This window comes from Pristimantibacillus sp. Z349TD_6 (assembly GCF_056173205.1).
The window spans coordinates 785,303-798,154 of sequence record NZ_CM149662.1 but is presented as its reverse complement, the minus strand read 5'-3'; the positions used below and the strand labels follow the sequence as shown (position 1 = coordinate 798,154).

At 45.9% G+C, this 12,852-nt stretch carries 14 protein-coding genes; 1 reads left to right on the top strand and 13 read right to left on the bottom strand.

Features of this window, described 5'->3' with window-relative positions:
• Positions 1 to 51: 51 nt before the first annotated feature.
• Positions 52 to 972 carry a phosphotransferase enzyme family protein gene (locus AC0VYE_RS03475; protein WP_475446088.1) on the bottom strand — a complete coding sequence of 307 codons (921 nt, stop codon included), beginning with the start codon at positions 970 to 972 and terminating at the stop codon, positions 52 to 54.
• Positions 973 to 1,117: 145 nt separating this feature from the next.
• Here AC0VYE_RS03475 and AC0VYE_RS03470 point away from each other — a divergent pair, with 145 nt between their 5' ends.
• Positions 1,118 to 1,408 carry an ROK family protein gene (locus AC0VYE_RS03470; protein ID WP_475446086.1) on the top strand — a complete coding sequence of 97 codons (291 nt, stop codon included), beginning with the start codon at positions 1,118 to 1,120 and terminating at the stop codon, positions 1,406 to 1,408.
• Positions 1,409 to 1,509: 101 nt separating this feature from the next.
• On the opposite strand, the gene AC0VYE_RS03465 is transcribed toward AC0VYE_RS03470, so the two are convergent.
• The 12 genes from AC0VYE_RS03465 to AC0VYE_RS03410 all read right to left on the bottom strand — a co-directional run bounded on the left by AC0VYE_RS03465 (position 1,510) and on the right by AC0VYE_RS03410 (position 12,837).
• Complete coding sequence (locus AC0VYE_RS03465) at positions 1,510 to 2,463, bottom strand: ABC transporter substrate-binding protein (RefSeq protein ID WP_475446084.1); 954 nt, start codon at positions 2,461 to 2,463, stop codon at positions 1,510 to 1,512.
• Between the two features lie 14 nt (positions 2,464 to 2,477).
• Complete coding sequence (locus AC0VYE_RS03460) at positions 2,478 to 3,518, bottom strand: FecCD family ABC transporter permease (protein ID WP_475446083.1); 1,041 nt, start codon at positions 3,516 to 3,518, stop codon at positions 2,478 to 2,480.
• Positions 3,518 to 4,552 carry a FecCD family ABC transporter permease gene (locus AC0VYE_RS03455; protein WP_083682102.1) on the bottom strand — a complete coding sequence of 345 codons (1,035 nt, stop codon included), beginning with the start codon at positions 4,550 to 4,552 and terminating at the stop codon, positions 3,518 to 3,520. The genes AC0VYE_RS03460 and AC0VYE_RS03455 overlap by 1 nt, the downstream gene beginning before the upstream one ends.
• 109 nt (positions 4,553 to 4,661) lie before the next feature.
• A complete protein-coding gene (locus AC0VYE_RS03450; RefSeq protein WP_475446080.1) occupies positions 4,662 to 6,308 on the bottom strand; it encodes a helix-turn-helix domain-containing protein in 1,647 nt (548 codons plus the stop codon).
• 176 nt (positions 6,309 to 6,484) lie between these two features.
• Positions 6,485 to 6,826: a DUF1801 domain-containing protein gene (locus AC0VYE_RS03445; protein WP_076268722.1), complete on the bottom strand. Its 342-nt coding sequence runs from the start codon at positions 6,824 to 6,826 to the stop codon at positions 6,485 to 6,487.
• A gap of 91 nt (positions 6,827 to 6,917) precedes the next feature.
• A complete protein-coding gene (locus AC0VYE_RS03440; protein WP_475446078.1) occupies positions 6,918 to 7,352 on the bottom strand; it encodes a YciI family protein in 435 nt (144 codons plus the stop codon).
• A 92-nt stretch (positions 7,353 to 7,444) separates the two neighbouring features.
• Positions 7,445 to 8,734, bottom strand: coding sequence for an RNA polymerase sigma factor (locus tag AC0VYE_RS03435; protein WP_475446076.1), 1,290 nt, complete (start codon positions 8,732 to 8,734; stop codon positions 7,445 to 7,447).
• Positions 8,731 to 9,165: a YciI family protein gene (locus tag AC0VYE_RS03430; protein ID WP_475446074.1), complete on the bottom strand. Its 435-nt coding sequence runs from the start codon at positions 9,163 to 9,165 to the stop codon at positions 8,731 to 8,733. The genes AC0VYE_RS03435 and AC0VYE_RS03430 overlap by 4 nt, the downstream gene beginning before the upstream one ends.
• 372 nt (positions 9,166 to 9,537) lie before the next feature.
• Positions 9,538 to 10,290 carry an aminoglycoside adenylyltransferase domain-containing protein gene (locus tag AC0VYE_RS03425; protein WP_475446072.1) on the bottom strand — a complete coding sequence of 251 codons (753 nt, stop codon included), beginning with the start codon at positions 10,288 to 10,290 and terminating at the stop codon, positions 9,538 to 9,540.
• A gap of 21 nt (positions 10,291 to 10,311) precedes the next feature.
• Positions 10,312 to 10,851: a GNAT family N-acetyltransferase gene (locus AC0VYE_RS03420; protein WP_475446070.1), complete on the bottom strand. Its 540-nt coding sequence runs from the start codon at positions 10,849 to 10,851 to the stop codon at positions 10,312 to 10,314.
• Between the two features lie 187 nt (positions 10,852 to 11,038).
• Positions 11,039 to 12,088, bottom strand: coding sequence for a Gfo/Idh/MocA family protein (locus tag AC0VYE_RS03415; RefSeq protein WP_475446068.1), 1,050 nt, complete (start codon positions 12,086 to 12,088; stop codon positions 11,039 to 11,041).
• A complete protein-coding gene (locus AC0VYE_RS03410; protein WP_475446066.1) occupies positions 12,085 to 12,837 on the bottom strand; it encodes a ThuA domain-containing protein in 753 nt (250 codons plus the stop codon). Before AC0VYE_RS03410 ends, AC0VYE_RS03415 begins: the two co-directional genes overlap by 4 nt.
• Positions 12,838 to 12,852 lie beyond the last annotated feature (15 nt).

The following is a 12,852-nucleotide window of genomic DNA, read 5'->3' as shown; positions in this document are numbered from 1 at the left end:
GACCGAGAACCACATCATCGAATGGTTTCGGTCTATTTTGATTTCTAATTATCATAAAAAGTGATCATATTCTATTCGCATTCTATATAAATTGATGATTCGAACTTGTTCCTCACTTAATTGTTCATGATTCCAATACATATGCATCAGGTTGTATTCAAACAGCTGTTTCAATTTCAAAAAAAGAGGCAATGTGTCAACCATCTCCGAAGATAGATCGTGCTCTTCTCTATACCCATCAAAGAGAGCTTGCGTAATGGACTGTCGATAGTCCTTTATATTCCCTCCGCCTGAGAAAGAGAATTCCATAGCAGAATAGATGGGGACAGCTAAATCAAAAATATTAAAATGTTTTTCACAATCTTGGAAATCAATCATCGTGATTTTAGAACCGTCCACTAAGATGTTTTCTAGCCATAAATCACCGTGGATCAGTCCGTAGTTTGAATTATTTTTAGGTAAACCCTTAATTTCTGTTAAAAGATGATACGCCATTTCTCGTATTACTGTTTCTTCCTTCGGGATATGTGTGAGAAAATCATATTCCTTATTTTCGTACCAATCCTTAAGATGCGCCGTAGACTCACGATAGGACCCGGTTACACGATGCATCTTGCCTATTTGTTTTCCAACCTTTTTAAGTACGGATGTGTTCCACTCCGCCCGTGGCAAATGAATGCCCGCCGCAGCTTTATATACAACGGCCAGCTTTTCTTCATCCAGCATGATCTTTTCAATATATTGCTGATTAGAAGAGTGGACAGCTTCAGAAGCGCCAACGCCTTGATGGCATAAAAAATTCGTCCAGCTCACTTCCTCAAACTGCTCTTGATAGGTTTTATAGTTCGTTATTCGAACAAAAAAGGTGCCCTGCTTAGCATCGCAACGATAGATTTCATTGGTTACCGTCTCCACCTTATAACAACCAATAGAATAAGCTTCCTTAAGAAATTTCATTATTTGTTCTTCCATAATTGTATCCGCCTCGTTATAGATAGTTATCTAAACCACTTCTTTAGTTTACCATTTATAAACATCGGGCTCCGATAAAATACATTTATACTTGTTCTTGGCATGTCCGAAATACTATTATTGCAGCTATTTTCTATAATTTATAGTGCGTGAGCGGCTAGAAGCAGGCGATTCGCAGGTGACTGCGCTTGTACGCCAAGCAGGGCAATATTTTGGCTACGCTTTAACTAACCTGCTTCATCTGTATAATCCAGATGTCATCGTGGTTGGCGGCAGTACTCCGAAATATAAGGGCTATATGGAAGCTGCCAAGGCTGCTCTTGAAGAACATGCGCTGCCCGAATTGTTGAAGTGCTGCAACCTAACAGAACCTAAGATTCATAACCGGGTCATCGCATTCGGCGCTAGAGAGTGGATAAGGAAGCTTACTCAATAACAATAAAACCGGACACCATTCGATTGAATGGTGTCCGGCTTTCTTATAGCTGCTCCGTATGCTCATTCCCGCTTCCAAGAGCAGCCTCTATATCATTGCCCTTATTTCTTGAAAAACACTTCAGCTTCATCCAGTGCCATTTTGTTTCCAATGGCTGAGTAATCCAGCCAAGGCTGCTCACCGATGAGGTAGACATGTCCGTTTTTAACGGCCTTTAAGCCTTTCCAGATCGGACTGCTTTGCATCTCATCATAAATTTTCTTAGCGTCTGCCTCCACATTTACAACTACAAAGATTGCATCAGCATCGAAGTCAGGCAATACCTCTTGAGATATTACTTCGTAAGGAGATGAAGTAATTTTCTCTACACCGTTTGCAGGCGTGAAGCCAAGATCATCGAATAAGATAGGTCCCATTGGACGAGGCGTACCAAATACGCGCAATTCCTTCGCCGTTACTCGAATAGCCATTGCCTTCGGGTTATCGCCCAGTTCCGCTTGAACCAGACCTTTGACGCGCTTAAGCTGCTCTTCATAATCCGCAATAAATTTTTCAGCTTGCTGCTCGCGACCTAGATCAGCAGCTAGCAGCTTCAAATGATCTCTCCATGTGCCTTCATCCAGATCGAACATTTTGACCGGGGCAATCGCCTCTAGCTTAGCCGTATCTTGACCAGCAAATTCTTTATCGGCATAAATAACGTCCGGCTCAAGCTGCAGCAGTGCCTCCATGTCTACTTCCTTCGCTACGCCAAGCTTCGCTGTGTCTTTCAAGCGATCAGCGACATGAGAAAGAAAATCCTTCGCTTTTCCGCCCAAAACACCGCCAGCCGCTGTTACATCCAGTGCAAGCAAATTATTTGTAATATGGATCGATAATGAAGCGATTTTGGGCACCTCTGCCGTCTCAGGTGCATTCGTCGCTGTGTTTTGTTCTGGTGCAGCAGTTGGAGCCGTGTTTGCTCCAGACTGATTATTGTTTTTTTGACCGCAGGCAGAGAGCACAAGCACCAAAGCCATACAAATAAGCAGCAAAGCATTCATTTTTTTAAACATCGTTATATTCAACCTCAATTCGTTTTGTTAGGAGCTGCTAGCAGTAAATAGAGGAAATAAGGTGCGCCGATAGCCGCAACCAATACGCCGGCAGGGATCAAACTTGGTAAAAATAAGGATCGGCCCGCTGTATCAGCCATGACTAGAATGACGAGTCCAAGCATCCCGGATATGGGAATGACGTATTGGTGCGAGGAACCAACCAGTCTTCTCGCCAAATGCGGCGCAACAAATCCGATAAAACCGATTCCCCCCGCCATCGCAACGCTTGCGCTTGAGAGGGAGACTGCCGCTATGATGAGCCAAATCCGCTTACTGTGAAGTGATACGCCAATGCTGACTGCCGTGTCGTCTCCTAATGCAAGAGCATTCAGCGTTTTGGCATGCAGCTGCGCAAATACGCCAAAGCCAATAATCCAAGGAAACAACGCATACACATGAACCCAATCTCTGCCCCATACATTTCCGACAAGCCATCTCGCAGTAAAAGTGTAGGTTTCAGAATCAAGCCTCAGCGATAAGAACAAAGATAATGCGCTGAACCCAGCAGCGATTGCGATACCTACAAGGATGACTCTGGCAGGCTGCAGCCGTTGACCCCGCTCATAGGATAACAAGCCTATAAGCAGTGCGGTAAGCATCGCCCCGCAGAAGGTAAATAACGGGATCAATAGCGCGGACATTTTCTCCAGCGTTTTAAAGAAGCTGACAAACACAATAAGACCAACAGCCGAGCCTGCATTAAGCCCAACGACACCCGGATCAGCAAGCGGATTGCGAAATACACCCTGTAGAATGGCACCCGATATGCCAAGACCAATCCCAGCCAGCATCGTGATCAAGATCCGCGGCATGCGATAGTCGAACAACACAGTCGCTTCCTTCGTTGTGCCAAGCCCCATCAATGTTCTTAGAACCTGCATAGGAGACAGCTTAATCGTCCCTGTATTCAAACTGTAAATTAGAACGGCCATACATATAGCCATTAAGATAAATCCGACGAACAGCGCCCGCCTTGTCTGCTTGCTTTCGGATTGCAACGATTTCACTCCCATTATAAATTCCTCTTCTCTTTCCTTGCCAAATAGAGGAAGAAAGGAACTCCGAGAAGCGCAACCATAGCGCTTAAAGCAAATTCTCTAGGCGGATTAACCATCCTTGCCGCCAAATCTGCAAGCACTAGCAATATCGCGCCGAGAATCGCGGAAAGCGGAATAATGCCCCGATAATCTACACCGATCAGCTTACGGACAATATGAGGAATGACAAGGCCGACGAATGAAATGGACCCAGCAGCAGATACGGATACACCAGCAAGGATGACGCCCGCTGTAATGGCCAATATTCTTGCACGTTTTATGCGGCCGCCTAAATTAACGGCTACCTCTTCCCCAAGTGAGAGCAAAGAGATTGTTCTGCTCAGCGCAAATGTAAGCAGCAGCGCCGCTATAATAATGGGAACAAGCAGCTTTAGGTGCAGCCACTTGATTCCTGCAACCCCGCCAGAAAACCAGAACGCCAAATCCTGACTAAGGTCATAATAGATCGCGATGCCTGTGCTGATCGCACCAAGCATAGCTGCCACAACCGATCCGGCAATCGTCAGCCTCAGCGGCGTCATTCCTCCCGGCACCCTTGAGCCTATTGCAAAAATAAAGATGGTGCTAATCATAGCCCCTGCGAATGAGCATCCGATTAGTCCTAAATATGGCATATTCGGTGCAAAAGCAAAGCAAAGCGCTACAACGAAGGTGGCGCCAGCATTCACACCCAAAATACCTGTATCTGCAAGCGGGTTTCGCGTAACCCCTTGCATGAGCGCACCAGCCACTGCAAAAGCGGCACCAACCACAGCGGCACCAATGACCCGCGGAAGGCGCAGCTCATGAATGACCTGATGGCTGGTCAATGTCGCATCATATTGAAATACGGCTGTCCATATTACAGAAATTGAAAGCTCCTTCGCTCCATACGATATCGCTAGAAACATAGCAGCAAGAAGAGCCAGCAGCGCTAAAATAAAGATAGCTATTCGCAATGACAGCTTGGCGCTCCACGTTCTTTCCCAGCTGTTTTTACCGATATCCATTTCACCTCGCCCGTATACTGATTATCATTATCAATTATATGAAGTGTCATAAAGACCGTCCATGGCTTATTTTAAGAGTTTCTATTTGGAATATTCTTAGATTCATGTATTATCGCTCACCTGTTAGTTTTTTAACCGCCTCGTCCAACTGACACTGGACCGACGTAGGAGCATAGACGATCCACTTATCCCAGTCCAGAAAATGAACCTGACTGCGGCGAACTGCTGCATGCTGAAGCCACGCTTCCTGTGTCTCTAATTGACGCAAATACTCCATCGCTTTCACATCCGGACGAACAACGATAAATAAATAATCCGAATCATATTCGATAAGCTGCTCCATCGCGATCGCTTTCCAATTGAAATGTTTAGGACCCATGTGCTCTGCGATATTTTGCTGAAGCCGCTTAGACGGCATAAGCTCCAGTGATTGATAAAAGACATGGCCGATATTGCGTGTTCCGTAAATTCGCAGCCCAAAGTGCCCTATAACACAAATAGTCACTACAGCCTCACCGACCGTTTCCTTCACCTGCTTACGTGCAACTTGTACCTTACGAGCATGCTGCTCCAACCACTCGCTCGCTATTTCCATTTTGCCCACAATTCTCGCAACCTCATGAAACTGCTGGAACATATCTAATGTCCCCCATGGAATCGTAATAATCGGAGCGAGGTCACCAATTAATTCTCTCGCCTTGGAGGTCACATTGTCCTTGCCTAATATCAGATCAGGCTTTGTCTCCAGAAACGTTTGCCGACTTACCTGCCATACATCCGATCCGTGAAAGGGAAGCGCCAGCGTCCGCGTCGTCTCCGGAATATCCTTGTACACTTGAGCAGCTACGGGTGTAATGCCAAGTGTCAGCAAATGATCCGTATAGGCATAAGACAAAGAGATAATATTCGGCTTTGGCTGTTGTTTGTACAGCGTTGGCGCATAGCCGGCATATTCCTTGAAACGGCGGCTGAAATAAAATGAATCCTGATAGCCTACACGCCTTGCTACCTCGCTCATTTTACGATTCGTTAACAGCAGCTCTTCCTTGGCACGATTCATTCGAATGTGCGTGAGAAAAGTAATAGGCGACATATTCATCTCCTGCTTAAACATTTGCGAATAATACGAGGGGTGCATCCCTGCTAGCTCAGCCAGCTTCTCTAGTGTAAGGTCAGAGTCATAAGCCTGATGCATATATGGAATGGTCATTTGAATAGCCCGTTTTTCTCCCCCTGGCAATACGGCGGGAGTACTACCGAGCAGCAGCTCAAGCAACTCGTACATATATAATTGAGTCCGTTTTTTTCCCATACTGCCTGAATGTACATTCCGATAGGCTTCCTTTACTTCCTCTGCAATCGCAAGGACAAGCCTTTGAATTTGATACTGATCCTGCTGTATATTACCCGTTATCGGAAAGAACAGCAGCTGATCAAACACTTTTCGCAGCGCGGTTGCTTCCGACAATTGATATAAATCAAAGGTAATCCTATAGAGCTTTGTATCCTGTCCGCTCACACTTTTAGCTTCTATTGTCATGCCTGGCTCAAGCATAAATGAGCTCTTGCGATTCAACTGAATGGGAACCCCATTTAATACAAAGGTACCTTGGATTTTCTCAAAATATATAAAGGTGAACTTCTTGATCGTTTGTGACTCCAAATGCCATTCATCGGAATCTGAAAAATAGTTAACATCCTCAATTTCAATGATAGTATTCGTTAAATCCAGCTGCTGTTTAAGTTCCAGCTCCATAACCTGCCTCCTTAAGGAGATATTCCGTCGTTTTATTTCTATTATAAACTAATTTACTTGCGATACACCTGAGACAAGCAGTCTCAGCTAGATTTAGCTGCCCAATACATGTACATTAAACATCGCAAAACGCAAAAAAGAGCACCAGCAAGGTGCTCTTCTTATTCAATACACTCTTATAATGTCGAGGCGGCCTGGCCAACTAACGACGTCAGTTGATCATAATCAACCGTGTTCCCCTGTTTAAGCTTTATTGTTTTCCGTTCAGGAGGACCGTCAAACAATGGCTCCGGAAACGATAGCTCACTTGCGTTAAAGATCGTAAAGCTCACCGCATCCTTTGAAGTTGAAATAACGGCAGCGTATTTTCCATTTTTCAAAAAATGAGGTTTCTTATACTGAATGCGCTCCTGAACGTCTGGGATAGCTCCATGAACAAGCTTGCGCAGCTCAGAACTCAGCTCCACTTGCCAAGGCTCTTTTATCGCTGCGATAAAATCCGTTACTTCTTGATTCATTTGATATTTCTCCTTTGTAATTGAAATTCTACCTGACTCTATCATTACGTCGAACGAGGATTAACAAAATCGACAGCTTCATTAAAAAAACTCAACTTTTATTTAAGATGTCAATTTGGTCTCTCAAATCCGCTTCCAGTGCCATCATTCTTGAGCCTTGCAGCAAATTCGTATCTTCAAGAAGCAGGCGGAGCTCAATTTCACCCTCGCCGCCGTAGGCTGGATTGGGCATACGCATCGCAAATGCAATGGCTTCTTCCTCCGATTTCACATCAATCAGCGTATATCCCGCAATTATTCCTTTTACCTCCGCAAAAGGACCGACTACAACATTCGGCTTCTCTCCGTATTCGGAATACGTGATCCGCAGTCCGCTCGAGCTGGGCTGCAGACCTTCAGCAGCTAAGAGCACACCAGCCTCAGCAAGAGATTCATTGAACGAAGCCATCTCATCCATTAGCTGTCGATTGGGCTTTACACCAGCTTCAGATTGCTTGGTTGCTTTAACAATCAACATATATCGCATGTATATTTCCTCCCTATCGGTTGAGAACGAGATGATTTCAAACCATCCTCTACTTCAGCAACGAATGGGGAGCTTCATAATCGACATGGTTGTTATTTTTCATGAAATTCTTTAGCTGTACTCGCTTCTATGGACAAGCACTCGGCAGCACGATTCAGCAGAAGCTCGCGCTCGCGAGCGTTGCGTGTCAACGAAGCAGCACGCTCAAACTCTATGCGCGCCTCATCCATACGGCCCAATTTAACCAGAAGATCACCGCGGACGCTCGGCAGCAAATGATAGTCTTTTAACGATGCTGCGGACGTGAGCTCATCAACAATTTGAAGGCCGAACGAAGGACCGAAAGCCATCGCTATCGCCACCGCCCGATTTAATTCTACGATAGGGGACGGCATGACGCGCGACAAAGCTTCATATAAAGCGGCAATACGCGCCCAATCGGTCTCCGATGCCATCCGAGCTTTAGCATGGCATGCCGTAATTGCAGCTTGAAGCGCATAAGGACCAAGCGGACGGCCGAGCTTTTGCGCTCGCTCAAGGGCAGCTAAGCCTCGGCGGATGAGCAGCTGATCCCATAAACCGCGGTTTTGATCCATCAGAAGAATCGGTTCGCCCGCAGCATTTACCCGTGTTTTGAAGCGTGACGATTGGATTTCCATTAAAGCAACCAAACCATGCACTTCAGGCTCGCCGGGTGCAATTTCCGCAAGGATACGCCCTAGCCTTAGCGCCTCTTGGCAGAGCAGCGGTCGAAACCAGCTGCCGCCGGAAGTTGCCGTATACCCCTCATTAAACATTAAATAGATCACTTCGAGTACAGTAGTGAGCCGTTCCTTGAGCTCATCGCCTACAGGAACCTCGAAACCAACTCGCAAACTGCTTAACGTACGTTTCGCTCGAACAATCCGCTGTGCAATAGTCGACTCTGCTACAAGATAAGCATGTGCGATTTCATCCGTGGTAAGCCCTCCGAGCAAGCGCAGCGTCAAAGCTACTCTCGCCTCCTGAGATAGAGCAGGATGACATGTTGTGAAAATCAAGCGAAGGAGATCATCTCCGACCTCTCCGTCCATCGCAATATGAATATCTTCCTCGGTATATAAGACGGTTCCTCGTCCAAACTCTTCATATTTCTGGTCGCGCAGCTTGCTCCTCCTAATCATATCAATCGCACGGCGTTTCGCTGCAGTCATAAGCCATGCTCCTGGATTATCCGGAATTCCGCTTTCCGGCCACTTCTCTAATGCAATAATAAGCGCATCCTGTGCAAGGTCTTCCGCAAGGCCGACGTCGCGAACCATCCGCGCCAGCCCGGCTATAAGCTTGGCTGATTCAATACGCCAGATGGCATCAATTGTACGATGGACTGCAGACTGGCTCACGATTTTTTAGGCCTCTCCATCTGTTGTCGAAGCGCGGCTTCCATGGCCAGCGTTTCCGGGTTTTGTGTCAAATCCATCGCATCAAGCACCTGCCGCAGCTCAATTTCACCCTCGCCATTACCATGGGGATCTGGCATCCTCATCGCCCATTCAATGGCTTCTTCCCTAGAATTCACTTCAATAAGCGTATACCCCGCTATGATTTCTTTGGCCTCAGTGAATGGACCATCTATTACTTTTGGTTTTTCACCGGGATTTGGATAAGAAATGCGTATGCCGTTCGAGCTTGCTTGAAGCCCATCCGCTGCGAGCAGCACGCCAGCCTTAGCCAATTCTTCATTGTATCGAAGCATCGCTTCGAGAAGCTCCTGACTTGGCATAACTCCTGCCTCGGAATCTTTCGTGCCCTTGACGATCATCATAAATCGCATATGTATTCCTCCTGGTATTATAATAGAGTCTCTATTCTTATTTTTACTCAGCTAATTATTTCGTCCTTATTTAAACGACGAATACCATTGTTCAAATTCGACTTAGCGAGTTAAAATGATGTCTATTAATCGCTCATGTTGTCCCGCTCCAGTTCATATCCGTTATTTATTCTTCATCTTTAAATAAAACTCCTTTATGGAGCAAGCACAGTGTATACGTCATGAAGCAAAATAAAAACCTCTATGTCCGGCGCCTTCTACACAAGAGAAGAAGCGAGTCAAATAGAGGCTCTCGTATTCGTTAAGTAATTTTATGCTTTTAACAATTAATCACATCAACAGTTCTAGTGGATGCTTTGCTTTTCATCTCACTTAAATTAATGGCTTTATTTCACGCAGCATCTCGCCTGCAAATGCCGCTAAAAGCTCACGATCAAACGTTTGTTTCCCTGTAACTCCGGCGTATTCGTCTAGGCACTTTCCAATCAAGTCCCGATACTCTTTTGGAAGAGCTTTGACGCCCCATTCCCCTCCTTCTTTTTTGGACGATATATTCCCTTCTCTCAGGTAGAACAGCACTCTACACAGGTTCAAGGTAACATACATCGGTTGATCCATAATGTCTTCCGAAGCCCCTTTAATATCATGATAAATGGACGCTAGAAAATACGTTTTATCGATAGGCTCATACAACTCGTTAAGCGGCTTGCCATATAAGGCAATTCCGCGATAATAAGCGACAACCAGCTGCGATGCAAAATCATGATCCTCGTACCCGCCGCAAACATAGTTTTCATCTGAGCGATATCTCTCCTTGTGGAAGTCAGAATAATGCATTTCACAGGGCGTAGGATAGACGAAGGAACTCAGGTGCGATTCCAAAACCACACTAAACTCCATGCCTCTAGCATTTGGCATTTCATCATCCAGCGCTAGCACCAACCTAGCCATCCTCTTTTTGTTTTCCTCGGTCAGACTCTCTTTGATCGCAACGATAAAATCGATATCGCTTCTTTGGGGATGAAAGCATCCCATAGCGAGTGAACCGTGTAAATAAATGCCCGACAAATTGTCGCCGAGCTCCCCTTTAAACAAAGAAACGATTTTATTCAAGTACAGCTGCATGCTTTTGCCTCCCCCAACTCATCAGTCCGCATTATTAAATCTAAACACCATTTTATGACCGTCAAATGTCATGCCAACCGCTTCTTCAAAATGGTTCTTTGTGTAGCTTAATACTGTTTTTCTCCAAAATTTTTGCCCTGTTATATTTATCTCCATCGGGTTTGTAAAGAGCTCCCACTGACCTTTAAACATCTCAAATACTTGCGTCGCGGCCTTTTGTGCAGCACCTTTCCCTCTGAATGGCTGCAATAGAAAGAAATCATTCACAAAATAATCGACCCCTTTTGCGCAATGAGGAGGTGTAGCAATAAGCATAAAGCCCGCAGGAATATCATCGACCCTTATTAGGAAAGGGTACAAACAGTCAGGCTTTTCCCACCAAATATTCTGAACATCATATTGCTCAATTAATGTTCTGCAATCGTTACTATCCTCGAATATACCATGGCTGTTCGGCATATGTCCGTAATGCCCAGATAGATCGTGCAAATAAAGAGGATATACATTTTTTATAATATAAGCTTCATCTGGAGCAGCCAGTTTCACTTCTATTCTCATCATCTATCCCACTCTCAATCTTTAATTTCAAAAGAAGATATATTTCAAACTTATACCAGCATGTAGCTACAAGCAAGGTACAGTTTGATTGTAACTAAACTACACGTTTTTTCGGCGCAGCCTCCTCTAGAAACAAAAAAAGGTTCAGCAAAGACTAAAATCGTCTTCACTGAACCCGGACTAATTAGTCTTAGAGCTGTACCGTTGCTTTCGTTTCACTTGCCTTAATAATAGCATCTAAAATCTCTTGATTGCGGTAGCCATCCATAAAACCAGCAATGCCATCCGGAATGCTTCCCTCAAGCAATGCCGTGAAATCAGCATACTGTGTCACTTTACAACTTGCAGGAACTCCGACAACCACTCTCGCAAGCTGACCAGGAGCTTCCTCACGAATCCAAATCAACTCATTCGGATTTAGCGTTGAAGCATGAAGCGTACCTAAATCTCCATATATGGATACTTCGTGCTGATTGCCCGATCCCATTGCATTGCGAGTCGTTTGAAAGACGCCCATAATACCGCCCTCCATACGAGCCTGGAAGCTCGCAAAGTCATCCACCTCGATGGTAACCATATTGCCACTCGCTGGATCTTGCCGCTGCGGAATAATGGTATGCAGCTGTGCAGACAGCTCTTCGAATTCCCCAAATAGAAAACGCGCCATATCGATCATATGCGAGCCCAAATCGCCAAGCGTCCCCGTGCCGGTAATATCTTTATTAAAACGCCAGATATAAGGGACATTATTTGGCGCTGCGCCCCATCCCTGCAAATATTGGACACTAAAGCTGCGAACCGATCCGATTTTACCCTCGCGCACAAGCTGCCGTACGTAACGGAATGCAGGTGTGTAGCGGTAGGTGAACGACATCATTGCTGGAATCGGCTGCTGCTCATACAACTCGAGCAGTGACACAGCTTCTTCAAACATGCGGGTAAAAGGTTTCTCCGCCATGAATGGCTTTCGTGCTTGCAGGCAAGCCCGGATAATGTCCGCATGGACGTTGTTCGGCGTAACGGACACTACGGCATCCACATCCGTATCTTCAATCAGATGGTTGTAGTCCAAGTAACGCTTGCCCTCAGCAACATCAAGCTGATCGCCCACCTTGGCTAACGCTTCTTCATACACATCGCTTACCGCAATAATGTCAAAGCGGCCTTCCGCTTTCATCCACCGAATATGCTCCTGAGCCATTCCGCCCAAACCTATCAAGCCGATACGAAATTTTCTCATATTTCGGTTACCTCTCTCGAGTAAGGCTTGGATTTAATAGGCTCCAGCGGAGCAGCATTGCCATAAACAGGCTCAGCCGTTTGACTTGGCACTGCCCATCGCACGCCATTCTCGATTACCTTCTGGATTTCTTTATTGTAATAGGTCGGATAGGTCTCATGCCCCGGACGGAAGTAAAAGACCTTCCCTTGTCCGCGGTGGTAAGTAACGCCGCTGCGGAACACTTCGCCGCCTTCAAACCAAGAAACAAACACCAGCTGGTCTGGAGTCGGAATATTAAAATGCTCACCGTACATCTCTTCCTGCTGCAGCTCGATGTATTCGCCAAGCCCTGACGCAATTGGATGGGCCGGGTCAATGACCCAAATCCGTTCCTTTTCATCCGCCTCGCGCCATTTCAGCTGTCCTGTCGGTGTGCCAAGCAGCCTGCTGAAAATTTTCGAAGCATGCCCTGAATGCAGAACGATAAGCCCCATTCCTTTCAGCACCCGCTGATACACCTTGTCGACGATACTGTCCTCGACCTCATGATGCGCCAAATGCCCCCACCAAATTAATACATCCGTCTGATTTAATACCTGCTCCGTTAATCCATGCTCCGGCTCATCGAGCGTAGCTGTTCCGACTTCAAAGCCTGCTCTCGTCAGGAAGTCTGCAATAGCGCCATGAATGCCGTTCGGATAAATGCCACCTACAACCGGATTGTTTTTCTCATGACGATTTTCATTCCATACCGTTACTCTCACCATTACGTACGAGCTCCT

Excerpts from the sequence above, each read along its gene's own strand:
- AC0VYE_RS03465 (WP_475446084.1), bottom strand. The coding sequence starts at position 2,463 with ATGTTTAAAAAAATGAATGCTTTGCTGCTTATTTGTATGGCTTTGGTG.
- AC0VYE_RS03440 (WP_475446078.1), bottom strand. The coding sequence starts at position 7,352 with ATGCGATATATGTTGATTGTTAAAGCAACCAAGCAATCTGAAGCTGGT.
- AC0VYE_RS03450 (WP_475446080.1), bottom strand. The coding sequence starts at position 6,308 with ATGGAGCTGGAACTTAAACAGCAGCTGGATTTAACGAATACTATCATT.
- AC0VYE_RS03430 (WP_475446074.1), bottom strand. The coding sequence starts at position 9,165 with ATGCGATTTATGATGATCGTCAAGGGCACGAAAGATTCCGAGGCAGGA.
- AC0VYE_RS03425 (WP_475446072.1), bottom strand. The coding sequence starts at position 10,290 with ATGCAGCTGTACTTGAATAAAATCGTTTCTTTGTTTAAAGGGGAGCTC.
- AC0VYE_RS03475 (WP_475446088.1), bottom strand. The coding sequence starts at position 972 with ATGGAAGAACAAATAATGAAATTTCTTAAGGAAGCTTATTCTATTGGT.
- AC0VYE_RS03410 (WP_475446066.1), bottom strand. The coding sequence starts at position 12,837 with ATGGTGAGAGTAACGGTATGGAATGAAAATCGTCATGAGAAAAACAAT.
- AC0VYE_RS03420 (WP_475446070.1), bottom strand. The coding sequence starts at position 10,851 with ATGATGAGAATAGAAGTGAAACTGGCTGCTCCAGATGAAGCTTATATT.
- AC0VYE_RS03455 (WP_083682102.1), bottom strand. The coding sequence starts at position 4,552 with ATGGATATCGGTAAAAACAGCTGGGAAAGAACGTGGAGCGCCAAGCTG.
- AC0VYE_RS03415 (WP_475446068.1), bottom strand. The coding sequence starts at position 12,088 with ATGAGAAAATTTCGTATCGGCTTGATAGGTTTGGGCGGAATGGCTCAG.
- AC0VYE_RS03460 (WP_475446083.1), bottom strand. The coding sequence starts at position 3,518 with ATGGGAGTGAAATCGTTGCAATCCGAAAGCAAGCAGACAAGGCGGGCG.
- AC0VYE_RS03445 (WP_076268722.1), bottom strand. The coding sequence starts at position 6,826 with ATGAATCAAGAAGTAACGGATTTTATCGCAGCGATAAAAGAGCCTTGG.